22 protein-coding genes are annotated in these 23,751 nt (G+C 61.8%); 8 read left to right on the forward strand and 14 right to left on the reverse strand.

What is annotated here, in order from left to right:
* Nucleotides 1-3: 3 nt before the first annotated feature.
* Both LPB73_RS20790 and LPB73_RS20795 read right to left on the reverse strand, forming a co-directional pair.
* Entirely contained in the window at nt 4-1,233 is a 1,230-nt protein-coding gene (locus LPB73_RS20790) for a GGDEF domain-containing protein (RefSeq protein WP_231078018.1), read from the reverse strand.
* 260 nt (nt 1,234-1,493) lie between these two features.
* The gene (locus LPB73_RS20795) at nt 1,494-2,321 is read right to left on the reverse strand and encodes a lytic murein transglycosylase (RefSeq protein WP_231078019.1); all 828 of its coding nucleotides are present in this window, start codon (nt 2,319-2,321) and stop codon (nt 1,494-1,496) included.
* A 910-nt stretch (nt 2,322-3,231) separates the two neighbouring features.
* Between LPB73_RS20795 and LPB73_RS20800 the strand changes: the two genes are divergently transcribed.
* The 3 genes from LPB73_RS20800 (at nt 3,232) to LPB73_RS20810 (ending at nt 5,682) form a co-directional block, all read left to right on the forward strand.
* Complete coding sequence (locus LPB73_RS20800; protein WP_068733419.1) at nt 3,232-3,468, forward strand: hypothetical protein; 237 nt, start codon at nt 3,232-3,234, stop codon at nt 3,466-3,468.
* 358 nt (nt 3,469-3,826) lie between these two features.
* Complete coding sequence (locus tag LPB73_RS20805) at nt 3,827-4,825, forward strand: ParA family protein (protein WP_231078020.1); 999 nt, start codon at nt 3,827-3,829, stop codon at nt 4,823-4,825.
* Nucleotides 4,822-5,682, forward strand: a complete 861-nt coding sequence (locus LPB73_RS20810) for an SIR2 family protein (protein WP_231078021.1) — start codon at nt 4,822-4,824, stop codon at nt 5,680-5,682. Before LPB73_RS20805 ends, LPB73_RS20810 begins: the two co-directional genes overlap by 4 nt.
* Before the next feature lie 78 nt (nt 5,683-5,760).
* On the opposite strand, the gene LPB73_RS20815 is transcribed toward LPB73_RS20810, so the two are convergent.
* The 4 genes from LPB73_RS20815 to LPB73_RS20830 form a co-directional block, all read right to left on the reverse strand.
* Nucleotides 5,761-6,171, reverse strand: a complete 411-nt coding sequence (locus LPB73_RS20815) for a DUF4345 domain-containing protein (protein ID WP_231078022.1) — start codon at nt 6,169-6,171, stop codon at nt 5,761-5,763.
* Nucleotides 6,172-6,543: 372 nt separating this feature from the next.
* Entirely contained in the window at nt 6,544-6,891 is a 348-nt protein-coding gene (locus LPB73_RS20820; protein WP_089262085.1) for a hypothetical protein, read from the reverse strand.
* Nucleotides 6,888-7,823: a Ku protein gene (locus LPB73_RS20825; protein WP_231078023.1), complete on the reverse strand. Its 936-nt coding sequence runs from the start codon at nt 7,821-7,823 to the stop codon at nt 6,888-6,890. The genes LPB73_RS20820 and LPB73_RS20825 overlap by 4 nt, the downstream gene beginning before the upstream one ends.
* A gap of 203 nt (nt 7,824-8,026) precedes the next feature.
* Nucleotides 8,027-8,998: an alpha/beta hydrolase family protein gene (locus tag LPB73_RS20830; protein WP_231078024.1), complete on the reverse strand. Its 972-nt coding sequence runs from the start codon at nt 8,996-8,998 to the stop codon at nt 8,027-8,029.
* A 120-nt stretch (nt 8,999-9,118) separates the two neighbouring features.
* Here LPB73_RS20830 and LPB73_RS20835 point away from each other — a divergent pair, with 120 nt between their 5' ends.
* A complete protein-coding gene (locus tag LPB73_RS20835) occupies nt 9,119-9,943 on the forward strand; it encodes a LytTR family DNA-binding domain-containing protein (protein WP_231078025.1) in 825 nt (274 codons plus the stop codon).
* A 188-nt stretch (nt 9,944-10,131) separates the two neighbouring features.
* On the opposite strand, the gene rpoD is transcribed toward LPB73_RS20835, so the two are convergent.
* The 4 genes from rpoD to LPB73_RS20855 all read right to left on the reverse strand — a co-directional run bounded on the left by rpoD (nt 10,132) and on the right by LPB73_RS20855 (nt 16,641).
* Nucleotides 10,132-12,261 carry an RNA polymerase sigma factor RpoD gene (gene rpoD, locus LPB73_RS20840; RefSeq protein ID WP_175368825.1) on the reverse strand — a complete coding sequence of 710 codons (2,130 nt, stop codon included), beginning with the start codon at nt 12,259-12,261 and terminating at the stop codon, nt 10,132-10,134.
* Nucleotides 12,262-12,540: 279 nt separating this feature from the next.
* Entirely contained in the window at nt 12,541-14,571 is a 2,031-nt protein-coding gene (gene dnaG / locus LPB73_RS20845) for a DNA primase (protein ID WP_231078026.1), read from the reverse strand.
* A gap of 284 nt (nt 14,572-14,855) precedes the next feature.
* Nucleotides 14,856-16,256 (reverse strand): hypothetical protein, encoded by a 1,401-nt coding sequence (locus LPB73_RS20850; RefSeq protein WP_231078027.1) that lies wholly within the window; start codon nt 16,254-16,256, stop codon nt 14,856-14,858.
* A complete protein-coding gene (locus LPB73_RS20855) occupies nt 16,249-16,641 on the reverse strand; it encodes a hypothetical protein (RefSeq protein WP_231078028.1) in 393 nt (130 codons plus the stop codon). Before LPB73_RS20855 ends, LPB73_RS20850 begins: the two co-directional genes overlap by 8 nt.
* Before the next feature lie 177 nt (nt 16,642-16,818).
* Here LPB73_RS20855 and LPB73_RS20860 point away from each other — a divergent pair, with 177 nt between their 5' ends.
* Complete coding sequence (locus LPB73_RS20860; protein ID WP_231078029.1) at nt 16,819-17,376, forward strand: chlorite dismutase family protein; 558 nt, start codon at nt 16,819-16,821, stop codon at nt 17,374-17,376.
* A 241-nt stretch (nt 17,377-17,617) separates the two neighbouring features.
* Complete coding sequence (locus tag LPB73_RS20865; protein ID WP_231078030.1) at nt 17,618-18,835, forward strand: MFS transporter; 1,218 nt, start codon at nt 17,618-17,620, stop codon at nt 18,833-18,835.
* A 57-nt stretch (nt 18,836-18,892) separates the two neighbouring features.
* On the opposite strand, the gene LPB73_RS20870 is transcribed toward LPB73_RS20865, so the two are convergent.
* Together LPB73_RS20870 and LPB73_RS20875 are read right to left on the reverse strand one after the other, a co-directional pair.
* Nucleotides 18,893-19,288, reverse strand: a complete 396-nt coding sequence (locus LPB73_RS20870; protein WP_231078031.1) for a gamma-glutamylcyclotransferase family protein — start codon at nt 19,286-19,288, stop codon at nt 18,893-18,895.
* Nucleotides 19,289-19,296: 8 nt separating this feature from the next.
* A complete protein-coding gene (locus tag LPB73_RS20875) occupies nt 19,297-20,205 on the reverse strand; it encodes a transglutaminase family protein (RefSeq protein ID WP_231081206.1) in 909 nt (302 codons plus the stop codon).
* A gap of 126 nt (nt 20,206-20,331) precedes the next feature.
* Here LPB73_RS20875 and LPB73_RS20880 point away from each other — a divergent pair, with 126 nt between their 5' ends.
* Nucleotides 20,332-21,135, forward strand: coding sequence for an N-formylglutamate amidohydrolase (locus tag LPB73_RS20880; protein ID WP_231078032.1), 804 nt, complete (start codon nt 20,332-20,334; stop codon nt 21,133-21,135).
* A gap of 48 nt (nt 21,136-21,183) precedes the next feature.
* Here LPB73_RS20880 and LPB73_RS20885 read toward each other — a convergent pair whose 3' ends face one another.
* Nucleotides 21,184-22,158, reverse strand: coding sequence for a DUF3592 domain-containing protein (locus LPB73_RS20885; RefSeq protein ID WP_231078033.1), 975 nt, complete (start codon nt 22,156-22,158; stop codon nt 21,184-21,186).
* 80 nt (nt 22,159-22,238) lie between these two features.
* The gene (locus LPB73_RS20890) at nt 22,239-22,856 is read right to left on the reverse strand and encodes a LysE family translocator (protein WP_231078034.1); all 618 of its coding nucleotides are present in this window, start codon (nt 22,854-22,856) and stop codon (nt 22,239-22,241) included.
* A gap of 217 nt (nt 22,857-23,073) precedes the next feature.
* Here LPB73_RS20890 and LPB73_RS20895 point away from each other — a divergent pair, with 217 nt between their 5' ends.
* The gene (locus LPB73_RS20895) at nt 23,074-23,595 is read left to right on the forward strand and encodes an SRPBCC family protein (RefSeq protein ID WP_414716813.1); all 522 of its coding nucleotides are present in this window, start codon (nt 23,074-23,076) and stop codon (nt 23,593-23,595) included.
* Nucleotides 23,596-23,751 lie beyond the last annotated feature (156 nt).

A 23,751-nucleotide genomic window follows, 5' to 3' on the forward strand; every position in this document is an offset into this window, starting at 1 on the left:
CGATCAGGCCAGCTTGCGGGCGCGGTCGATGGCTTCGTCCATGTTGAGAGCCGGCACCATCGACGGCGCTTCGAGATCGCAGAGGGCGAAGCGGTTCTTGCCGTCGTTCTTGGCGGCATAGAGCGCCTGGTCGGCAGCCGCGATCAGTCGCTCCGGATACTGCCCGACCTGCGGGTGCCACTGCGCCACGCCGATGGACGCCGCAATCGGAATCTCGCCGGGCGCACAGCCTGCGGCGTCGATGCGGCACACATCCAGAATGCGGCGCGCGATGTTTGCCGCTTCATGTAGCGTCGTCGCCGGCAGGATGATGCTGAACTCGTCGCCGCCGGAACGCGCGAGCAGATCGCCGGGGCGGAGCTTGCTCTGAGTCATCACCGTGAAGTGTCGCAGGCAATCGTCGCCGGCCGCGTGGCCGTGGCCGTCATTGATTTCCTTGAAGCCGTCGAGATCGATCGCCAGCAGCGCGAACTGTTTTTGCGTGCGACGCGCCAGCGCGCATTCCTCGGTGAGACGCTGCACCAGATGGCGGCGATTGGCGACGCCGGTGAGATCGTCGACCAGTGCGAGTTCGGCGACCTCGCCGCGCAGGCGGTCGATGGCCATCAGCAGGAATCCGAAATTCCACGACATCGCCAGGAACACCAGCACCAGCACCATCATGGCCTGGAGATTGTTGAAATCGGCAAAGGTCATATTGCCGCCGATATTCGCCAGCGCCGCGGCCGAACGCACGGCATGCGCAGCGACGAGCGTGATGGCGAGCCAGCCGGCGAGACGGGCGCCGGCATTGCCGCCGCCATCCTTGCGCGACAACAACAGCGGCACAGTCATGACAACGGTGACCGACTGGCCGGCGGAATAGATCAGCACGCGCATCGTCATGTTGTCGTGCCACAGCGTGAACAGCAGCAGGCCGGCCAGGCTGGTGGCGATGATGACGGCTTGCGCGCGCCAGCCCGCCGGGCGGCCGTAAAACTGATTCATGCCGATGGCGGCGAGGCTGGTGGCCAGCAGCAGTAGGCCGTTACCCAGCACGATGGCGATCAGCGGATCGACGCCGACGCCGCGCAGCACCGAGATGCTGTTGCCGAGCGCCGCGGCGAACGCGGCGGCGGTCCAGTAACGCGCCGCGTGCAGATTGGGATAGCTGGTGGCCACATAGGCCCAGACCACGCCGAGGGCCAAAAAGTTGACGGTGAACACCGTGAACAGCGTGCCGACGTTCAACATCGGCGGCACCCGCCACGTTGTGCGTCGCGCTTCTGCGCGCTGCTGTCGATCCCCGCCATCACTCTCACCACTCGTTCCCAGCAGGTGGTAAAATGCGTCGGCGACGCTTAACGGAATCTGACTGGCCGCGGATAATCCCCAGTGTGGTTTTGAAAGAGTGAAAGGGAATGAGTTAATCCGACTTTCACCATCGGGGTTCCCAAAGTTCGCCCGGCGGTCGCGCGGCCTAACGAAAGCTTAACGCCGCGCGCGACCTCCCTCTATCGGCCAGCCGCGAGACGGTCGGCGAAATAGCCGATGGTCTTGCGATAGATCGTGGCCCTGTTCCATTCGCGCATCGCCTCGAAATTCGCCGTGCCCTCGCCGTAGGGCTGGCCGCCTTTGAAGCCTGCGGTCTTGAGCAGGTTCGCGGTCGAGGCCAGCACGTCCGGCACCGAATGCCTGAGATCCACATGGCCGTTGCCGTCGAAATCGACGCCGTATTTGATGTAGCTCGACGGCAGGAATTGCGTCTGGCCGAGCTCGCCGGCATAGGCGCCGATCAGGTCGCGCTGCGGCAGGTCGCCGCGCTGCAGGATCTTCAGCGCCGCGATCAGTTCGCCCTGAAACAGCTCGGTGCGGCGGCAGTCATGCGCCATGGTGGAGAGCGTGCGGATCACCGGCATCTTGCCGATGTCGCCCTTGCCGAAATCCGACTCCAGGCCCCAGATCGCCACCACGATTTCAGGCGGCACGCCGAAGCGTTGCTCGATGCGCGACAGCAGCGAGGCGTGACGCTGCATCATCTGCAGGCCCATGGAGATGCGGCCCTGGCCGACGCGGGTCGAGACATATTGCTCGAAACTCTTGTTGAAGGTGCCGCGCTGGCGGCGATCGAACGACAGCACCGCGGGGTCCTGCGTCACGCCGGCAAAGGCCTGCGCAATCACGCCCTGCGACACGCCGGCGGCGGCCGCCTCCTGCGACATGGCCGCGATGAAGGTCTGGAAGTCGCCGCCGCATTTGGCGGCCTGCGAGGACGTGGCCGTCAGCGCAACCGAGACGAAGGACACAGCGGCAATGGCAATGGCGGTGATACGATTGGTCATGAAAAACCTGTTGGGTTGGCGATACCGGAGTGTGGCATGACCGGTGTGTCCGAACAACGGCGCGCCTTGTTCTCGTCATTCCGGGGCGCGCGCGACGCCGAAGGCGGCAAGCGTGAACCCGGAATCCCGACATGGCCTAGCGCTATCTGAGCCTCCCATGTCGGGATTCCGGGCTCGCGTCCGGCAAGCGCCGGCCGCGCCCCGGAATGACGTGCGTGGGATCTTCAGACATGCGTCATCGCCCCCATTATTTGCGGCGCGGGGGCGCCGTCGTGTCTTGCATTCCCGCCCTCTTGTGAGAGGGCGTGCGGAACGCCAGGTGCCCGTTGCACCCTTGGGCCTGATGCGAATGCGGTCTTCCGCAATTGAGAGTGCATCAGGACTTTCGGAGGCGCCGAGCAAGTGCCCGGCGTTCCGCATGCGGTGTTTTTTCGGTTGCTTGCACATCTGCCATGGCGAACGGTCCCATCACCAAAATTAATGTCCCAGGGCGGAGGGACAGGGTAGCCGCAAAGCACTTGGCCGGACACGTTTTGACTTGGTCGTCCGTCACACTGTCCAGGGGTCTTTCCATCCGAAGGTCGGCCGTGTCCTTGCCAGTGGCAGTGCTGGCGCAGATCCGTCCTGCCCGAAGACAGACGTCCCCCATGAACCGCGTAACGCCGCATCTCCGGCGTCCACCGCATCCCACCCCGCGAACGTGACGATCGCGATCGCCCCTCTCGGTGGGGCAGGACAGAGGGGATAATAGTCCTTATTCCGAAATCATCAAGAACAGATCATGAACATTTTGTCGCAGACCCGGCGGCGCGTCCCGCCGGTAACCACTGCCCGCTTTTGCCCACAGATGCATGCACGCTTTGCGCGCTAAGGCTTTGACTTCGCCTGCGCCATCCCCCACTTAACCGCCATGGCCAAGAAACCCGGTACCAATCCCAAAGGCGAATTCGCCTTCTTCAACGTCTTCTATGAAGACGGCTCGCAGCGTTCCAACCGCCGTGTGCCCTCCGAATTGCTGGGCGGACTCGACGGCGATGAGCCGGCCAAGGCCGCCATCGCCGAGCAGGACCGCGAGATCGCCGAAAAGTCCGGCCGTCCGGCGCTGGAGATCAAGAGCGTCGAGCGCGTGGGCGCGAAGAAGAAGTAGGCGCTGTTCAATCGAACATCATAAAACGAAAAGCGGTAGGCAAAGCCTGCCGCTTTTTTTTACGCTAAACGACGTTAGCGAGAGTGGCCGAACTGCCGATGGCAGCCCTCAAATTTGCGACCAACTAACGCTCAAACCAAAGCCGCTCCGGCCTCCCGAGTGCGACTGGCTGTGAGGCAATCTGATCTACAGCTAACTGTTCGAGCCCCATCAACATTGCGATGCCATCCCGGCCGAACAGCAAACGGCTTTCGGAAAAAAATCTTGCGAACCTAACATCGTACTCTTGCCAAGAAACTTGAGATGTAGCCAATTATCTACGCTTCGGCCAACGAACTAATAGAACGTGAGAGGCAAGATGAGATCGATAGCTGTATTCAACAACAAAGGAGGCGTTGGAAAAACCACCCTTCTTTGCAATCTTGCTGCTTTCCTCGCGCTAGAGAAAAAGAAGAAGGTGCTAGTTATTGACGCTGATCCACAGTGCAACGCAACACAACTCACCTTCGATGACGACGAGACCGAAGCACTTTACGAGAAGAGCAACACCTTCACGATCTACAGCGTCATTCATCCACTTTCGCTCGGAAAAGGATACAATAAAGAGATCGTCGCGCGCGCGCGCGAGGATTTTGGCTTCGATATTCTAATAGGGGACCCTCGACTTTCCTTAAAAGAAGACCTCCTTGCCAGAGACTGGAGCAGCGGGCTTGGAGGCGATGGTCGAGGCATTAGAACAGGATACTTGTTTGCAGAATTACTTACCCGCTGCGAACAGTATGACTACGTTTTCTTCGATGTCGGCCCTTCACTTGGGTCGATCAATAGATCAGTTCTTCTCGCTTGCGATTATTTCGTAAGCCCCATGACGATTGACATTTTCAGCCTGAAGGCTGTCGAGAATATTCAGATCTCCATCGAAACCTGGAAGAAGCAGCTCTCGACAGCCCTTGAAAACCTTGAAGACGAAGATGCACTTCCGGAAGGCATCACACCGGAGATGCGCATCCGTTTTGCCGGGTACGTAACTCAACAATATAAAGCCAAGACCGATGGCTTGGGCGGAACAGTCGCCGTCAACGCCTACGAACGCATAATGAAGAAAGTCGCCCCGATTATTAAGGCGAATTTTGTTGACAAATTGCAGCCCAAAAGTTCGAAGCTAAAGTATCAACTGGGGACAATCCCAAATCTTCACAGTCTTATACCCATGGCGCAATTCGCTAGGAGGCCAATATTTGCTCTCCGATCAAGTGACGGAGTCCGTGGCGCACACTTTTCAAAAGTGAAAGAAGCTTACGATCTTTTTGAGGGAATATCAGATCTCTTTGAGAAGAACCTGCAGAGCCTGGGATGATTAGTTGGCCAGACCAGTTAGTTTCGGATATCGCAAGACGTCGAGCCGTACTGATGATTGGCTCGGGTATATCGCGACATTCGGTCGGAGAACAAAGCGCACGCCCGCCAACTTGGCGCGGTTTTCTAGAAGCCGCCCTAGAAAAATGCAACGGGAAGAGCGCTCACATCAAGAAAGCGATTCAAAAGGGGCAATACCTGGATGCCTGCGAATGGCTCAAGAAACATTTGGATGACGAATGGGTACCATTGCTACGTCAATCGTTTATGCAGCCCAAGTTTCAGCCCGCAGAAGTACACAAGCTACTATACCAGCTTGATTGCCGCATCGTTCTGACACCGAACTTTGATGTCATTTACGACGGCTTTGCATCAACCGAATCCCAACACACCACTCTGATAAAAAACTATGACGACGCAGACATAATCGATGGAATTCGAAGAAACGATCGCGTTGTTTTGAAAGTTCACGGGTCAATCAGCGAACCGGGGAAAATGATCTTTACTAGAAGCGACTACGCTTTAGCCAGAACTACACATTCCGGTTTTTATTCGCTCCTTGATGCACTTATTACGACTAACACTCTACTAATAGTAGGAGCAGGACTTGATGATCCTGATTTTCAGCTTCTGTTCGAAGACAGCGCCGCACGGTTTTCTTCTGGACTACCTCATTACATGACGTCAGGCGACAACTTCCACGAAGACATGATCGCGACTATCAGGAAGACACGAAATATAAAAGTTTTACCTTACTCGGCGAAATTAAATCATGCCGCCCTCGTTGAATCATTATCAGATCTTGTGAAACTGGTCGGTGAAAAGCGCGATTTCTTCCAACGAACAACGGACTGGTAGTAAGCGCAGGGATCAGCCAAGCTCAATAGGCGATCCGATCAGTGATGGATTTTGCTTTGCTAACCCACCCTACGCCCCTCACCCCGCCCCGCCCACGATCTGCCTGTTCGTCGTCACCTGCGCCGCGATGATGATCCACGGGATCACCAGCTCCGGCACGAGATAGGTGATCCACACGATGTGCGGTTCGGGCAGGCCGACCTTGGATATCGACAGCACGCGGCCGAGGCCGCCGACGAACACCGTCGCCGCCATCAGGAAGATCAGCGTGTTGTGCTCGCGAATGGTCGACGCCGCCCACAGGCCCATGACGCCCGACATCAGATAGATGCCGCCCATGAAGCGATGCACATTGTCGAGCCGCGGCGCCGTCTCGGGCTGGCCGAGATACATCTGCAGCGAGCCGCCGAAGATGGCGATGGCGCCGACCAGAAACAGGCAGACCTGGGCAACGCGCTGGCTGAGCAGCATCGGGGCGAGCGACGTCATGGCAATGTCCTCGGGTGAAATGTGCTTCAGGAAAATTGATCGGGCAATGCGTGACGCTAGCGCGGGACGCGGCACAATCAAAGGGTGTGGCGGAGTTATCATCGTGTGCGGCGCCCCTCTCCCGCTCCCGCGCACAGCGAGCTGTGCCAGGCGGGATGCGGACATTCTCCCGGTTCGAGACGGTGCGACCCGAAAGGTGGTGATTGCGGCTGCGTTGGTGACGGCCCCTCACCCGACCGGCTCCGCCGGTCGACCTCTCCCCGCATTGCGGGGAGAGGTTAAGAGCGCGCACGATAAAAAAGGCGGACGTTGCGGTCCGCCTTTTTTATTCGGTCACCCCGCTTGTCGCGGAGAAGTATCTCAGACCCCGCGTCACGCCAGCCTGAGCGTGAGCTGCTGCTCGCGGCCGGCGTGGCGCTGGACGAAGTCGTCGAGCGACGAGGTGACGTCCTCGTAATTGCGGTCGGCGCGGCGGCGGATCTCGCGGGCGACGTCTTCCGACACGTCGTCGGCCCAGCGTTCGGCCGTGTTGAAGGCGATCACGCGCTGCGGATCGTTGTACTGGCCGGACATCAGGTCGGCGATGACGGTTTCGAGATCGGTCGCCGCGACATCGGCCTCGCGCCAGGCGCAGCCGGCGCGGTCGAAACAATCCAGCACGAGATAGACGGTCTGCTCGCCGGCATCGGGCACCAGCGACGGGGTCCAGGCGCGCGTCATCCCGCCCTCCTGCCCTTGGTCACCCCTTTGGCCACCGGCCGCACCGCCTTCTTCGCCGGCGCGGGCTCCTTCTTGCCGGTGATCGGCAGCAGCATTTCCTTCTGGCCGGTGGCGCGTTTCGGGGGCTTCTTCGCCTTCGGCTTCGGCGCGGCGCCGCCGCCCTTGAGGCTCTGCTGCAGAGCAGTCATCAGATCGACCACATTGGTGCCGGGCCGCGCCTTGCCATGCGGCTTGAGGGCGACGCCGCTACGCTTCTGGTTGACGAGATCGACCAGCGCGGACTCGTAGCGATCCTCGAATTTGCCGGGCTCGAATTCGGCGGCCTTCTGCTCCACGATATGCCGCGCCAGATCGAGCATGTCCTTGGTGACCTTGACGTCCTGGATGTCGTCGAAATACTCCGCCTCGTCACGCACCTCATAGGGATAGCGCAGCAGCGTGCCCATTAGCCCGTTCTTCAGCGGCTCCAGCGCGATGATGTGCTCGCGATTGGTGAGCACGAGCCGGCCGATGGCCACCTTGCCCATGTCGCGAATGGTCTCGCGGATCACCGCATAGGCGTCGTGGCCGATCTTGCCGTCGGGCACGAGGTAATAGGGACGGATGGCGTAGCGCGGGTCGATATCCGCCTTCGGCACGAATTCGTCGATCTCGATGGTCCGGGTGGAGTCCAGCGCAATGTTGTCGAGTTCGTCTTTCGACACCTCGACATAGGTATCGGTATCGACCTTGAAGCCCTTCATGATGTCGTCTGCCGCCACCTCCTCGCCGGTATCCGCATCGACTTTCAGATATTTGATGCGATGGCCGGTGTTGCGGTTGATCTGGTTGAAGCTGATCTTCTCGGAATCCGACGTGGCGGGATACAGCGCGACCGGACAGCTCACGAGGGACAGGCGCAAAAAGCCCTTCCAATTGGCACGCGGGGCCATGGCAATACTCCAACTCACACGACGCGACACAATCCCGACTCAAGCGGGACCCGCCCGATTTGTTCCCGGCGCCGGAACCACAGTTCGGGCAGACCGACCTTCCGAGATCGACAGCACGCGGCCGAGGCCGCCGACGCGCACCGCAGGTGCGCGCGCCCATCTCGATGAAGAGAGCTGTCGGGCGAACCAAATCCAGGCCGCGACTACAGCGCCCGTGTAAAGAACGCGACGATGTCGCGATCGAAGCGCTCATGAAATGCAGCGCGGTCGAACCCCGGCCTGCTGGTGCAGATCGCCGGCACGCGTGTTGCCAGTTGCGCGGAGCATGGCGTCAAAAAATCGTAGTGCCCGGCATTCGCCACGACATGCGCCTCGGGCGACGTCGGCAAAGCGAGGCGGACGGCCTCCGCATAATAGGGATGTGGCAGGACCTGGTCGTCCTCGGCCCGCCAAAGCTGGACCGGCTGACGGACCGCCGCCAGGCCCTTGCGACCGAAGGCAAAACCAAGGGCGGGCGCCGCGGAGACGACCGCCTTGATGCGCGGATCGTGGGCCCAGACGATAGCGGCATCCAGCGGAAGCGGGTGCCGCTCGACGATCTGGCAATCTTCGAAAGCGGGATGCGCCCTGCAGTGATCCCCGAGAGTCCGCAGGTCCGGCTCGCCACCGGCCACCGCGAGCACGGTGAATCCGCCGGCCGAGAAGCCGAACGCGCCGACGCGCGTCGCATCGATACGCCCATGGTCGCCCCATGCGTCCAGCATGTAATCCGTGACCAGCTTGAATTGGCGCGGCCGTTCCCAGATCGCGGTGGGGTTGCTCGGGTCGCGCCAGCTATCGCCGTTATGCGTGAGGGCGGCGACGACGAAACCTGCATTGGCCAGAGCCATGGCGGTGTCGAGATGCCCGGCATAGGAGCCGCCGTGACCATGGGATATGACCACCAGCGGCAGGCGGTCGCCCGCGAGTGCCGCATCGCGGGCAACCATCTGTTGATCGGACTCAATCGCCTGCAGCTTCGGCGCAGCGCCGGTGGGATACCAAACGCCGACCTCGATGGGTGGCCCTTGTGGATCACTGATGCTGAAATGCTGGAAGCCGACCGCGGCGTCGGCCTGGCTGGCGGCGGCGATAGCGATGAATGCGACGAAAACCTGTGCGATGATGCTGCGCATGGAACCTCCTGCGGATTGGGATGACACGCGAGTTCTGCAAAGGGCGCCGCCCTGCGCCAGCCGTTGTTCGCCAATGGGCGAACGGGTTCGCCGGTGGGCGAACCGCTGCGATGAGACGTCATGAGCAACGCTTGGCAACGTGATTTTCTGCGGGATTGGGCCGTCGACCTGGCGATCGCGACCGTCTGCGCCATCTTCCTCGGCCTGATCGGACCATTCGGCAGCTATCTGAATGGACCGGCATGGCAGCGCGTGGCGTTTCAGCTTGCCTGCTTCTGGTCGGGAATCCTGCTGTATGGGTCCCTGATCCGCGTGGTGCTGCGATTCCAGTTGAGGCCGTGGATGACGTGGACCGCGATCGTCCTCGGCGTCGCCATCCTGACCGTCCCATTTCAGATCTGGACCGCGTGGATCGGCGTATCGATATGGCCGTTCCTGAGAAGGCTGGGCCCGCTCGACTGGTATGTGCAAGGACTGATCACCGCCTTGCCTGTCGTGCTCGGCTTCACCCTGTTGCTTCAGGCGCGACGACACAAGCGGCACCAGGCCAAGGAAGCCGACGACGCGCCACCAACTGCTTTCGGCCTGCTCGGTGCGCCGCCCTTCGCGGTGCTTTGCCTGCAGATGGAAGATCACTATGTCCGCGTCCACCATATCGCCGGCCACTCCCGGTTGGTGCTGGCAACGCTCAATCAGGCCATGACGGCTCTCGGCACCGCTGACGGCCTGCAGGTGCACCGGTCATGGTGGGTCGCGCGGAAGGCCGTTGCGTGCGCCGTGACCGAGGGCCGCAATCTGCGCCTGCAACTCGTCAACGGGATCACCGCTCCTGTCTCCCGCTCGGCCGTGGCCATGGTGCGCGAGGCCGGCTGGCTCACGACAGAGACCGCGCCGGACAACCGCGGCGTCGAACCAGCGCGCGCAGGACCGATTGGCGACACCTAATCCGCCTCCGCTCCGCGGCGGGTGAAGGACACACGCGACACAAAGCCTCTTGACGAAAAGAACAAATCATGAACATATTTGCAGCCACGTACCTTGGCAACGAGCGCGTGAAAGCGCGGCACGCACACACGAAAATGCCCGGCGCGAGGCCGGGCATCATCAGAAGGATCGAGGATCGACAGCGACCGTTAGTTATCCAGGAACGACCGCAGCTTGCGGCTGCGCGACGGGTGCTTCAGCTTGCGCAGCGCCTTGGCTTCGATCTGGCGGATACGTTCGCGCGTCACCGAGAACTGCTGGCCGACTTCTTCCAGCGTGTGGTCGGTGTTCATGCCGATGCCGAAGCGCATGCGCAGCACGCGCTCTTCGCGCGGGGTGAGCGAGGCCAAAACGCGCGTAGTGGTTTCGCGCAGGTTGGACTGGATCGCCGCATCGATCGGCAGGATCGCGTTCTTGTCCTCGATGAAATCGCCGAGATGCGAGTCTTCCTCGTCACCCACCGGGGTTTCGAGCGACAGCGGCTCCTTGGCGATCTTCAGAACCTTGCGCACCTTCTCCAGCGGCATGCCGAGCTTTTCGGCGAGCTCTTCCGGGGTCGGCTCGCGGCCGATCTCGTTGAGCATCTGGCGGCTGGTGCGCACGATCTTGTTGATCGTCTCGATCATGTGCACGGGAATGCGGATGGTGCGGGCCTGGTCGGCGATCGAACGCGTGATCGCCTGCCGGATCCACCAGGTCGCATAGGTCGAGAACTTGTAGCCGCGGCGATATTCAAATTTATCGACGGCCTTCATCAGACCGATATTGCCTTCCTGGATCAGATCCAGGAACTGCAGGCCGCGGTTCGTATACTTCTTGGCGATCGAGATCACGAGACGGAGGTTGGCTTCCACCATCTCCTTCTTGGCCTGGCGGGCTTCACGCTCGCCCTTCTGCACGCCGTGCACGATCTTGCGGAATTCGCCGATCTCAAGACCCGTGAGCGCCGCGAGCTGCTGGATTTCGCCGCGCAGTTCCTTGATGCGGTCCTTCTCGATGGCGACGAAGTTCTTCCAGCCCTTGGCCGAGAGTTTCGAGACGCGGTTGAGCCAGCGCGGATCGAGCTCCGAGCCCTGATAGTTGCGCAGGAAGTCCTCGCGCGCGACGCCGTGGCTGTCGCCGAGGCGCAGCAGGCGGCCTTCGAACGACACGAGGCGCTTGTTGATGTCGTAGAGCTGCTCGACGAGTGAATCGATACGCGCCTGGTTGAGGCGCAGCGACTTCACCTCAACGATGATCTCGTCCTTGAGCTTCTTGTACTTGCGCTCCTGCGACGGCGACAGCGAGGGGCCCTGCGAGGCGCTCTCGAGCTGGTTCGCGATGTCCTGTTCCTGCAGCTTGCGCAGCTTCTTGTAGCTGTCGGCGATCTTGTCGAAGGTCTCGACCACCTTCGGCTTCAGCTCGGCCTCGATGGCGGCGAGCGACATCTGGTTCTCGAACTCGTCGTCGTCCATGTCGCCGTCAGCAGCGCTTTCCGACGTGCTTTCGCCGGCGGGAGCCGCAGCAGGCGCCGAACGCGGCGGCGCGGGGCGGAACGGCGTGGCGGACGGCGGGGCCGCAGGCGGCGCGGCAACGGCTTCGGCGCCCTCGGCCACTGCTTCGCCATCGCCCGTGGGCGGAGCGATCAGCGCCGGGTTCATGTTGTTCTTGGCGTCGGGGCCAGCGTAAGTCGCTTCGAGATCGATGATGTCGCGAAGGAAGATCTTTCCTTCGTTGAGTTCATCGCGCCAGATGATGATGGCCTGGAAGGTCAGCGGGCTTTCGCAGAGACCTGCGATCATCGCCTCGCGGCCGGCCTCGATGCGCTTCGCGATGGCGATTTCGCCTTCGCGCGACAGCAGCTCGACGGTGCCCATCTCGCGCAGATACATGCGGACGGGATCGTCGGTGCGCTCGCCGGGCTCCGACTTCTTGACTTCGGTGACGGCCTTCTGCGTGACTTCGACGAGTTCGTTGTCGGTATCGTCGTCCTCGTCCTTGCTCTCTTCCTCGCCGTCGGAGTCTTCGTTTTCGGAAACGTTGATGCCCATGTCGGAGAGCATCGACATGATGTCTTCGATCTGTTCAGGAGAGGTGGTATCAGATGGCAAGACGTCGTTGAGCTGATCGAAGGTCACGAAGCCGCGCTTCTTGGCCTGCTTGATCATCTTCTTGACGGCAGCGTCGGACAGGTCGAGCAAAGGTGACGGCGCGTCTGCGGAGTCCTTCTCCGGCGTGTCAGCTGCCTTGTCGTCTTTTTCCTTGTCCTTGGTCTGCAGCGTCTTTGCCTTGGTGGCCATTCAATGCTCCTGAAACGCGCTCACGCCGGGGGCGTCACCGCCCCACTATCAATCCAGGGGGCGCACGCGCCCCGATCCAATCATCGTCACCGCTTGACGCACAAAGGGCGGCGCATATCCATCGCCACCCCGACGTCGTCTTCGCGGTTTTCGCTACTTAAGCCCAGACCCTTAACGTGGAGAGCCTTAAGCCCGGATTAACCCTGTTTTTGCAGCCAAACCATGGGTTTGGCGAGTCTTTTCGCGGTTTGCCCGGGCACCATCCGCAGCAAAGTTGCTTCACGAACTGCGCTGGAACCGCCCCGAGGATTCTCCGAACCCCTCGATCAGCGCCTCGATCCCGTCGACCTCAGCCAACCGGGCCTTCACATCGCGCAACCAGCCGTAGTTCGTTTCACTCGCTTCTGCGCCCAGAGCAAGCTCCGCGTCTTTAAGCTCCCTAAGTAATGAGTGCCACTGGCGATGCAAGGCAACGAGCTGCGTCCAGGTGGAAAGAACATCCTCGCGGGCCGCGCCGGGCCGCGCCGCCCACACCGCCTGAGTGGTCACTGCCTGCTCAACGTGTTGTAATTGCTCGGAATATCCGGCTTTAACCAGATCTGAACGCATTTGCTCACTTTGCTCGGCCTCATCGCCGTGATGATGCTCATGGGCAAAGGCCGCGATGATCGCCGCGCGCAGCTTGTGCATCTCTGGATGGGCGAGTTCCAGCGCCGCCACCTCCTCCAGCCGGTCATGCAGCAGCCAGGGATGGTTGATCAGCGACTGCACGATCAGCGCCTCGCGCCTCGAAATGGCGCTGCGCTGGCCGCGCATGATCGACGACGTCGCAAGCTGTGGACTGACCACCTGATAGGGCCCGCGCTGGATGGTCTGGGGCCCGGCACTGGCCCCGCCGCGTCCGCCGCCACTGATTCGCCCGGCTGGACCGGGGGTAAACGGACGCGGACTGCGCGCAAAACCGCCGCCTCCGCCACCCTGCTGGAAGCCGCCGCGGCCGCCGTTGTTGCCGCCGTAGTTACCGCCGTAGTTTTTTGGGCCGGTGCCGAAGGCGCGCTGCAGCCGCTCAGTCATATCCTGGCGGTAGTATTTCTTTACAACATCGTCGCGGATGCCGTTCGACAATTCGTTGATGCGCGCCTCTAGCGCCGCACGGCGCTCCGGCGTCGCAAAGGTGCCGCCGGCGATCTCGCGCGCCCAGATCAGGTCCGACAGCGTACCCGCCGCGGCCATCACATCCTCGATCGCCGCGCGGCCGCCGGAGCGGGCGAGGTCGTCGGGGTCCTGTCCTTCGGGCAGCAGCGCAAAGCGCAAACTCTTGCCGGGCTTGAGGTGCGGCAGCGCCAGCTCCGCCGCGCGCCAGGCCGCCTTCTGCCCGGCCTTGTCGCCGTCGAAACACAGGATCGGCTCGTCGACCATCTTCCAGAGCAACTGCAACTGGTTCTCGGTCAGCGCCGTGCCGAGCGGCGCGACGGCACCGGGAAAGCCGACGCCGACCATGGCGATGACGTCGACATAGCCTTCGACCACCACCAGCGGCGCACCGTCATGCGCGGCCTTCCGCGCCATCGGCAGGTTGTAGAGATTGTCGCCCTTGTGAAACAGCGGGGTTTCCGGCGAGTTCAGATATTTCGCCGGCGCATCTTTCTTCAGCGCACGGCCGCCAAAGGCGATGATGCGCCCGCGCACATCGGAAATCGGAAACATCACGCGATCGCGAAAGCGATCATAGGGCACCGGGATGTCTTCGCCGCCGATCAGCAATCCGGCCTCGATCATATCGGGCACGGGTACGCCGGCGGCGCCGAGATATTCCTTCAGCGCGAAACGATCTTCGGATGCAAAGCCCATCCGGAACTGGAGCTGCACCGCAGGCGTAATGCCGCGATCGGCGAGATAGCCGCGCGCGCGTGCGCCTTCGCGCCCCACCAGCGTGTCCGCGAAGAATTTTGCGGCGAGATCCATCACGTCATAGAGCGTTTTCCGTCGCTGCTCATGGCGCGCCGCGTCCGGCGTCGCCGCCGGCAGCGCCACGCCCGCCATCTGCGCCAGCCGCTCGACCGCCTCGACGAAACTGGCGCCGTCGGTCTCCATCACGAAATTGATGATGTCGCCGTGCTTGCCCGACGAGAAGTCGTGGTAAAATCCCTTCTCGTCATTGACGAAAAACGACGGCGACTTCTCCTGCTGGAACGGCGACAGGCCCTTCCACTCCCGCCCGGCCTTCTTCAACTTGACGCGCTTGCTCACGACTTCCGAAACCGGAAGCCGGGCGCGCAGATCGTCGAGGAATTGGGGCGTGAAGCGCATGGGGTGTACTGCATATAGGGCGCGCGGCGGCAAAGGCCAGAAATCGCCGATCCGGCCCCATTATACACAGGGGCTCACCGACCAGATACCTCAGCCCCGCTCGACATTCCGGGGCGTCCGCGCCACTTGGCGCGGGCGAACCCGGAATCCCTGAGTGTTAGGCACTTCTATCCCGCCGTGAGGTCAGAGGGGATGAACACCTCGGGATTCCCCGCCATTCCAATTGGAATGGCTGAGTTCGGGTGCGGCTAACGCCTCCCGCGCTGTTAGCCACGGATGTCGACCTACTTGGACTCCTTATCCTTGCTGAACGCCCGGAACGGCAGCGACCACAAGAAGTCGGACTGGAAATAGACCGGCACCTTCGGCTCGCGATCGGTCGGGCAGGCTGAAACGGTCTTCGGCAAGAACTGCAGGCAGTCTTCGTTCGACATCCCGATCGCCTCCTCCGGGACCGGGGCCGATCCGAGATTGCGCGCATAATTGTTGAGGCTGCTGAACACGGCGATGCCCGACGAGTCGAACTTTCCACCAAACGGCACATCCGCACGCAGCGCCACGGTCGCCCGGGCATGGCATGCGATACAGGACGATTTCTGAAACCCGTCCTCGATCACCGGGTTCGACAAAATCGTTGGGCGCCCCTCGGCCGAGATGAACGCGATCTGGGTGCCGCGCAGGCGATAGTTCTCCCACTTCGACCCCAGCGTCTCGTTGCGCTTGCCGTTCTTGCCGGAGGGGCCGATGCCACCCGGCACCGACGTTCCTGTGGTCGCATCGCGTAGCGGACTCTCACCCGTCGATGTATGGCTGTCGCAAGCGCTCTGCGCGGTCTCGCAATCGATGTGACCGAAATCCGACCAGAACCAGTTCGGCAGATCCTTCGTGATGATGTGAAGCGCGACGAGACCCCACACTTCTTTCTTGTTGTTGCCAGGGTTGGTGACGACACGCCAATGGTAGCGATCCTTTTGCATGCAGGGCTGCTCGACCTGACAATCGGGCAGCGGCCGCCACACCGCCTTGACCTCTTTTGAAGCGGGTTCGAAGGTGACGAGACTCGTTGCGCCCGACGCTTTCGCCTTTTGCGCCGCGGCCTCAAGCCCTTCGACGCTATAAAGCACTTTTGAGCGTACCGTATTGTAGGTGGACTCGTTCATGCGGACTTCCTGATCGCTCGGTCGAACGCCGACCGGCGCGGCAAATACGCTGACGTCCCCCGACCGGACCGCTGGCGGACTCGCGGGATTGGCGCGTAGGGCCGAGCGCAGGCGCGTCGTCGCTTGCAGCACCGCAATGTTCGATTTGAAACTCGGCGACAGCACCGGCTCTTTCGGCTCAGAGCGATCCAGATCTTTCCAGGCGACCGGAGCTGTCGCAGGATACTTGAAAACCTCGCTCCGATTGTTGGTGGCGCTGCCGCCGCTGGCGAACGCCCAAGTCTCCCACACCACCGGCCTGTCGGGATCGTATTGTTTTATGTCGCTTTTGGAGGCATCGGCGACTCCAGCCGTTTTCGGCGCGGCCTGCCGGTTCATGAACAGAAAAAGCCGCCAAGCGTATTCGTCCGGGTTGCTTGCTGCGAGCGCAATGTCTTCAGGGCGGCCGCCGGGCTCGATGATCTGTGCGGACAGCGGCGACGTCAACGTCATCAACGGGACCAGCAAAGCCAGAAGTCTACGCATCATCGCCCTCCGCAGGTTTGTCTGCCACCACCACATCAGACGGGCTCGGTGGCGGCGCATCTAGTTTTGCACCGTCTGAAATCCAATCAGCGATCTCATCGATCTCGGAGTCGCTCAGATACGGCCCCCCGCGCGGCATCCGCGCAAAGCCGTCGACGCCGGTGCGCAGCGCTACGACAAGATTGGATTTACGCCCTTCACCAGGCGCCATCGTCTCAGGCGCGATCAGCGGCAGACCGAACGCCTTCGCGGCGAGCAACTTTGCATGCGTGTCCCAACCGAACGTGGCGCCATGCACGCGTAGGCGCGGTGGCCGGTTATTAGCCACGGCCCAATCGTCACGGGCCTTCTTAAGCAATTCGACGACCCTTGCGAAGTCAGTCATCAATGACATCTCTAAAAAGGATATAATTCAAATTACAACCCAAGATAGAATATCCCGTACTCTTCTGCAATCATCATTTGTGAAAAGGCGTCGTTGCCTTTCTCCGCCACGGTAGGCACGCGCGGTCGTCGCACGCGATGCACTTGAACTCCGCCGGGTTCCGCGGTCACATATCCCATGTTCACAACATTCCGCGGCGGAAATACCGGTACATGGCAGGTGATCTCGATCTCGCCCGTCAAGGGCGAGACGCTCAAACCCGTTGCGGCGCTGTCCATCACCCATGCCGACGCCATCTCGCTGCCGCTGCTGCCGTCGCAGACATCCTGGCGCCTCGCCGGCGTCGCCAGCCATGTCCGCTATGTCGAACGCACCGAGAAGATCGCGCTGGTTGCGGCACAGGCCGGGCTCGGCCGACCTGAGGCAACCCATGGCGCGCTGATCCCCATCAGGAAGAACGCGGCGTGGTGGGACATGACCCAGAACGAGCGGCGCCGGATTTTCGAGGACAAATCCCGCCACATCGCCGACAGCCTGAAATACCTGCCCGCCATCGCGCGCCAGCTCTACCATTCGCGCGATCTCGGCGAGCCCTTCGATTTCCTCACCTGGTTCGAATACGCGCCGGAACACGCGCAGGAATTCGAGGATCTCGTCGGCGGCCTGCGCGAGACGGAAGAATGGAGCTATGTCGAGCGCGAGGTCGATGTGCGGGTGGTGAAGGCGGTGGTGTAAACGCGCCCCACTCGTCATTCCGGGATGAACGTCGGTCGGCGAAGCCGGCCAAAGTTCAGACCCGGAATCCCGACATGTTCTGAACATTTCGGGATTCCGGGTTCGCGCAAGAGCGCGCCCCGGAATGACGAGGCTAGACCGGAACGGCACGCTGCATGGCTCCCATTCAAGACGCCGCACTTCTGGCACGGCATCACATGCGCCATATCTCTCCCACCGCCCCGCCTACCCGAAAGCCTCCATGTCCCATCCTGCCGAACATCCCGCCCGCGACTCCGGTCCCGGCGGCTGGCTGATTTTTTCCTTTGCCGTCGCCTGCGGCGTCACCGTCGCCAATATCTATTACGCGCAGCCGCTGGTGGGGCCGATCAGCGAGAGCTTCGGGCTCGACCTGTCGTCGGCCGGCATCATGCTCACCATGGTGATGTTCGGCTATGTGCTGGGACTTCTGTTCCTGGTGCCGCTCGGCGATCTCGTCGAGAACAAGCGGCTGATCCTGATCACGCTGGGCAGCCTGATCGTGAGCCTGCTGATCGCCGCAGCCGCCCCCACTGCAGCGATCTTCATCGCCTCGACCTTGCTGCTCGGTATCGCCGCCGTGGGCACGCAGATGATCCTGCCGGTGGTGGCGCATCTGGCGCCGGAGCAACGGCGCGGGCAGATCGTCGGCACCGTGATGAGCGGACTGCTGTTCGGCATCCTGCTGTCGCGGCCGCTGGCCACCATGGTGGCCGGCTCGTTCGGCTGGCGCGCCGTGTTCGTGATGTCCGCAGTGCTGATGTGCGGGGTATTCGCACTGATGGTGATCGCGCTGCCGCGCCGGCAACCGAAGCATGAGTTGACCTATGCGACGCTGATCCACTCGCTGTGGGACCTGATGCTGACCACCCGGGTGCTGCAGCAGCGCTCGGCCTATCAATGCCTGCTCTATGGATCCTTCAGCCTGTTCTGGACGGCGATGCCGCTGGTGCTGGACCAGCCGCCATTTTCGTTCGGCCATATCGCCATGTCGGCCTTCCTGCTGTCGGGTGCCGGCGGCGCATTGGTGGCGCCGCTTGCGGGACGCCTGGCGGATCGTGGCCGCGGCGATCTCGTCACCGTCACCGCCATGCTGCTGGTGCTGGTGAGCTTCGTGCTGACCTGGATCGGCGGCCACACCGGCGGCGCGACGGCCGTGACGCTGTTCGTCATCGCGGGAATCCTGATCGATGCGGGCACACAGGGTAATGTGGTGGCCGGACAGCGCGCCATCTATGCGCTCGCCGGCAACATCCGCAGCCGGCTCAACGCGCTGTTTCTTGCCTGCGCATTTTTCGGCGGCGCTGTCGGTTCCGGCTTCAGCGGATTTGCCGTGGCATCAGGCGGCACGTCGATGATCGCCTTGATTGGCATCGGCGCATCGCTGATTGCGCTGGCACTGTTCGGGCTGGAAGTGGCGAGCAGACGCAAGGAAGGTTAGATTTTATTTGAGCATGATCTTTTCGGAAAACCGGTTTCCACTTTTCCGGATCATGCTCTAGGGCGCAAGGAAGCGCCCGGACATGATGCGCTTCGTCTCATCGACCGGCTTGTTGTAGATATAGGTCCAGGCTTCACTCACGCTGCCATCGGCGAGCGTCACGGCGATCCGCTCGCGCAGATACAGCGTCGGTTGCGGATGGCCAGGCCCCACACTCTCATAGTCGTCGAGCGCCGCCATCAACTCATTCGGCTTGCGCAGCCAGAACAGCTCGCCGAACACGATGTCCGCGGGATCGTCGGAGTGCAGCAAGCCGGGATAATGCGCGATCATATAGAGCCTGCCACGGCACGAGGCTTCGCCGAGGAAATCCGCGCCGGATGACAGCAGCTTCGACATCGGATGATCGAAACCGCGCATCAGCGTGCCGTAGACGAAAACGCGATCGGGCATGACGGGAGCTAGACTTTCTCGGCAAGCGCTGCAGCGACATCGTCGCCCGCGGACACCACATTGATACTCACATCCATGCCGAGAAACGCATCGGCCGAGCCCATATAGGTGCCGTGCAGTGGCACCGCCTGGCGCGGATCGCGCGCGACCGCGACGCGAATGAGATCCTTGCTGCCGATGATGCCGTTGGTCGGATCGAATTCGATCCAACCTGCGGCCGGCAGATAGACCTGCACCCAGGCATGGGTGGAGCCACCGCCCACATAATTGTGCTCGCGGTCGCCATGGATGAACAGATAGCCCGACACGAAACGTGCGGCGATGCCGAGCCGGCGCAGCGCCTCGATCATGAACAGCGCGAAATCGCGGCAGGTGCCGGATTTGGTCTGCAGCGTATCGAGCGGATGCTGGGTGCCGTGCTCGTAGCGCTTGCGATAGGCGAACTGCTTGCGGATGCCGAGCGTCATGCCGGTCAGAATATTGACGGTCGGCGTGCGGCCCTGCGGGTCGAGAAATCCGCGCGCCCATGCCGCCAGTTCACCATCGGGATCGCCATATTGCGGCCGGATGAATTCCTGCAGATCGGGCAGTTCTTCGGCATCGTAGAGGAACGGATAGAAATAGGCCTTGTCGTCCGCCGTGAGCGCGAACTCATCCGATGGCAGATGTTCGATGGTTGCGGTGGATACGAAGGTGAGTTTGCGCGCGTGCTCGTCGAAGGTGGCGATGGCGACCGAATTGCCGAACACATCGTGGATCCAGCGCAGCGATGCAGGCTCGGGCGTGATGTCCAGTCTGCCGTTGAGCATGCGCAGATCATGGCCATCGCGCGGCCGCAGCATGATCCGGTGTTCACCGAATTCGACCGGATGGGCGTAGCGATATTCGGTCTTGTGATGAATCGTGAGCAGGGGCATCAATGGATCGTTCATGCGTGATTTGTCCCGTGTAATTTATACGGAAGCCTGCAGAATCACAGGCCGGGATGCCGCATCGTTAGGCAATATCGGGAAAAAGCGTTGGACAGAATTTTGGACAGAGCCTTGGATAGCGATCAGGACACATCCCTACGTCTCGGCCCCCAGGAGGTTCCGCCCGTTCTGGAACTCAATACCGCCGGAAACTCCCCTTTTCTCCTGACCTGCGATCACTACGGCCGGCTGATTCCCGAGATGCTCGGCGATCTCGGCCTGCCCGAGAGCGAGCTCGTCCGCCATATCGCCTGGGATGTCGGCATCGCCGACGTTGCCGAACAGGTGGCCAAGGCGCTCGATGCGCATCTCGTGGCGCAGTGCTATTCGCGGCTGGTGATCGACTGCAACCGCCCGCCGGACGCCGTAAGCGCGATTCCGCTGATCAGCGAGGCGACCACCGTGCCCGGCAATGACGGTCTCACGTCCGATGCGAAGGCGCGCCGGCGCGAGCTGATCTTCGATCCGTATCACCGGCGCATCGACGAGGTGATCGATGCAAGGCTGGCGAAGGGCCAGCCGACAGTGCTGGTGTCGCTGCACAGTTTCACGCCTGTCTATGCCGGCATTCCCCGCCCCTGGCATATCGGCACGCTCTATCAGCACGACAGCAAACTGCCGCCATTGCTGCTGCAGCTGTTGCGCGCCGAAGCCGATCTGGTGGTGGGCGACAACGAACCCTATGCGGTCTCCGACGCGACCGACTACACAATTCCCGTGCATGGCGAGAAACGCGGGTTGATGAATACGGGCATCGAGATCCGGCAGGACCTGATCACCGATGTCAGCGGCCAGACCGAATGGGCGGAGCGGTTGACGCGCATCTTCGGCGAGATCGAGGCGACGCTGATCACGCCGCGCGCGTCGCATCTCTAGGCCTTGATGCCGGCGTAGCTGCCAATGCGCCCGCGCGGCATGCCGTGCCTAGCCGTGCGTCCCGATGAAATAAGCCACCACCACAAATCCCGCCGCGACCACCCACAGGAAATAGGCCGCGCCGCCACCAGGGCTCAGCGTCGAGTCGGACGGATTGTCCGGATTGACGAAGACCTTCACGGCGTCACCGCTCTTGTAGTCCATCCCGAACAGCCGCAACTGCCATTGCGGCGGGTTCGGGTTGCTCGTGCTCAAGCTCCCAGCGGACCCGATATAGGCGACGTGCTTGAAGCGATAGTTGTATTGCACGTTCCGGGTCTGCATCACCGGCCCGCTGCGACCGGTGTCGCTGTCACGGCTCACATAGGTCTCGGGCGCGCCCAGTTTGACGATGCCGGGCACCACCGGCCACTTCTTGGCCAGAGATCCCTGCCGGTGTAACGCCAGGCCGAACAAGGCAACGAGGAAGCCAAACCCGCAGAGCGCCGTCACAATCGGGGACACCTTTGGATCGACAAGATGCGCTGCGATGAATTCGTTGATGCGGACGCCGCCAAAGATGCCGCCGACCACAATCGCCAGCACGATAACTGCAGCGATGCCGAGGCAGCCGCCAATGCCCTTCGGCATCTCGCGATCGAGCACGGCGTCGCGCGGGTGTCGCGGATTGTAATACACCATCACCGCGGTGCCGACCGGATAGCGCGCGATTGTCTCGGCGACTTCAAAATTGCCGCGGTCCTCGCCGATGCTGACGCGATTGTTGGTGAGCTTCTGTCCGCTAACGGTGTATTCGTAGACGATGTTCGCAAAATTGCGCTTTTCGGTGCGTTTGCGCTCCTCGCGCGTGTCGTCGAGCACCTTGACGTCTCGTACTTCGGAGGTCGAGACGATCACCTTGCCGAAGGTGGAAGGCCAGTCGCTGGCAGCGCGGACCTGCAGATATTTATAGCCGGCGGCGACCAGGATCAGGCCGAACGGCGCCAGCAGCATGGCATAGACGAACCAGGGAATGTCGGGCACGGCGAAACCTCATGGCACGGCGCGGCGCGCCCCGAAGTTTGACGTGACGATGCGGCGAAAGGTTCAGCGCGACAAAAGATTCACCGCGCTCGGGTCAGCGCCAGCCAGACCCCGCCGCCGATCATGAAGCCGCCGGAGATGCGCGACAGCAACCGCGTGCGCCGTGCCGAGAAGAATTGTCGCGCACGGCCCGCGGCCACCGCATAGACGATATCGGTGAGCGCGGCCGTCACCATGAAAGTCGCACCAAGGATTCCGACCTGCAGGATGTGGTTCTTCTCCATATCAACGAATTGCGGAATGAAGGCACCGAAGAACACCAGCACTTTCGGATTGCTGAGCAGCACCATCATGCCCTGCAGGAAGAAGCCGCCGCGCGGCGGCGCCGGCGGCGTATCCGCGTCGATGCCCTCGACCGGCGCGCGGACCATCTTGATGCCGAGCCACACCAGATAGGCAGCGCCGGCAAAGCGCACCCAGTCGAACCAATAGCCCATGGTGGCCATCAGCGTCGCAAGCCCCAGCGCGACGATGCCGATCACCACGGCAAGCCCCGCTTGCGTGCCGGCAATGCTGATCATCGCCGCGCGCGTGCCGTAACGCAGCCCGTTGGCGATCACCAGCGTGACGTTGGGGCCGGGTAGCAGTGCCAGCGCAATGCAGGCAGCGACAAAGGCGAGATAGATTTGCAGGGACATCGGCACGCTCCTATTCCGATTTTATCTACGTCATGGCCGGGCTTGTCCCGGCCATCCACGCCTTCACTGCAGGCTAAGACGTAGATGCCCGGCACAAGGCCGGGCATGACGACGGTGTGTTGTCTTAACACTAGCACTCGTATTGCTCGCAGCAAAACACACTTGCCCGGCAGGGCGCCATCTGGTTGCCTGTCACTGCACGCATGGAGCAACGGCCATGATCGATATCAACAGGTTCCAGCCCGCGATCGTCTACACGATCTATATCGCTTCGACGCCCGAGAAGGTCTGGCAGGCACTGACCTCGGCGGAGTTCAGCCGGCAGTATTTCTCCGGCTTCGCGGTGCAGCTTGAGGGAAACGTCGGCGGCGCGTTCAAGGTGCTCGCGCCGGATGGATCATTGCATGTTTCGGGCGAGGTGATCGAACACGATCCGCCGCGCAAGCTCACCATCACCTGGGATGTGAACTGGCCCGGTCTCGTCGAGGCGCTCGGTTCGACGCTGGTCACCTATGACCTTGTACCATCAGGTGATACGGTGAAGCTGACGATGACACAGGCGCATGATCGCGAACTCAGCGACGACATCCTGTCCGGCGGACGCGCCGGCTGGCCGGCTATCCTTTCGAGCCTGAAGAGTTTGTTGGAAACAGGCAAGGTCCCCGCGATCCAGATGGAGCCGCCGCTGAGGCTGCTGGCGGCGTTGAAGGAGATGGGGATCAAGGTGCCGGGGATGTGAGGCAAGGCGATAGCCGTGCGCTCCCTCTCCCCGCACCCGTGCGAAGCGAAGCTTCGCTAGGCGGGGAGAGGGGTGGGGTGAGGGGCAAGGGCACGTCGACGGCCCGGAGCTTATCTCTCGAGTCGGCCGATCCGAGAGTTGTGTGATTGGTGCTGG

Source organism: Tardiphaga sp. 37S4 (assembly GCF_021044645.1).
In the GTDB taxonomy this organism is placed as follows: domain Bacteria; phylum Pseudomonadota; class Alphaproteobacteria; order Rhizobiales; family Xanthobacteraceae; genus Tardiphaga; species Tardiphaga robiniae.

Bases quoted from the DNA above. Each gene is read 5' to 3' on its own strand.
- LPB73_RS20830 (WP_231078024.1), bottom strand. From the start codon at position 8,998: ATGCGCAGCATCATCGCACAGGTTTTCGTCGCATTCATCGCTATCGCC.
- LPB73_RS20820 (WP_089262085.1), bottom strand. From the start codon at position 6,891: ATGACGCGCGCCTGGACCCCGTCGCTGGTGCCCGATGCCGGCGAGCAG.
- LPB73_RS20800 (WP_068733419.1), top strand. From the start codon at position 3,232: ATGGCCAAGAAACCCGGTACCAATCCCAAAGGCGAATTCGCCTTCTTC.
- LPB73_RS20825 (WP_231078023.1), bottom strand. From the start codon at position 7,823: ATGGCCCCGCGTGCCAATTGGAAGGGCTTTTTGCGCCTGTCCCTCGTG.
- LPB73_RS20895 (WP_414716813.1), top strand. From the start codon at position 23,074: ATGATCGATATCAACAGGTTCCAGCCCGCGATCGTCTACACGATCTAT.
- dnaG (WP_231078026.1), bottom strand. From the start codon at position 14,571: ATGCGCTTCACGCCCCAATTCCTCGACGATCTGCGCGCCCGGCTTCCG.
- LPB73_RS20795 (WP_231078019.1), bottom strand. From the start codon at position 2,321: ATGACCAATCGTATCACCGCCATTGCCATTGCCGCTGTGTCCTTCGTC.
- LPB73_RS20850 (WP_231078027.1), bottom strand. From the start codon at position 16,256: ATGCGTAGACTTCTGGCTTTGCTGGTCCCGTTGATGACGTTGACGTCG.
- LPB73_RS20815 (WP_231078022.1), bottom strand. From the start codon at position 6,171: ATGACGTCGCTCGCCCCGATGCTGCTCAGCCAGCGCGTTGCCCAGGTC.
- LPB73_RS20870 (WP_231078031.1), bottom strand. From the start codon at position 19,288: ATGCCCGATCGCGTTTTCGTCTACGGCACGCTGATGCGCGGTTTCGAT.
- LPB73_RS20875 (WP_231081206.1), bottom strand. From the start codon at position 20,205: ATGCCCCTGCTCACGATTCATCACAAGACCGAATATCGCTACGCCCAT.
- LPB73_RS20860 (WP_231078029.1), top strand. From the start codon at position 16,819: ATGTTCACAACATTCCGCGGCGGAAATACCGGTACATGGCAGGTGATC.
- LPB73_RS20890 (WP_231078034.1), bottom strand. From the start codon at position 22,856: ATGTCCCTGCAAATCTATCTCGCCTTTGTCGCTGCCTGCATTGCGCTG.
- LPB73_RS20810 (WP_231078021.1), top strand. From the start codon at position 4,822: ATGATTAGTTGGCCAGACCAGTTAGTTTCGGATATCGCAAGACGTCGA.
- LPB73_RS20855 (WP_231078028.1), bottom strand. From the start codon at position 16,641: ATGACTGACTTCGCAAGGGTCGTCGAATTGCTTAAGAAGGCCCGTGAC.
- LPB73_RS20865 (WP_231078030.1), top strand. From the start codon at position 17,618: ATGTCCCATCCTGCCGAACATCCCGCCCGCGACTCCGGTCCCGGCGGC.
- LPB73_RS20805 (WP_231078020.1), top strand. From the start codon at position 3,827: ATGAGATCGATAGCTGTATTCAACAACAAAGGAGGCGTTGGAAAAACC.
- LPB73_RS20835 (WP_231078025.1), top strand. From the start codon at position 9,119: ATGAGCAACGCTTGGCAACGTGATTTTCTGCGGGATTGGGCCGTCGAC.
- LPB73_RS20790 (WP_231078018.1), bottom strand. From the start codon at position 1,233: ATGTTGAACGTCGGCACGCTGTTCACGGTGTTCACCGTCAACTTTTTG.
- rpoD (WP_175368825.1), bottom strand. From the start codon at position 12,261: ATGGCCACCAAGGCAAAGACGCTGCAGACCAAGGACAAGGAAAAAGAC.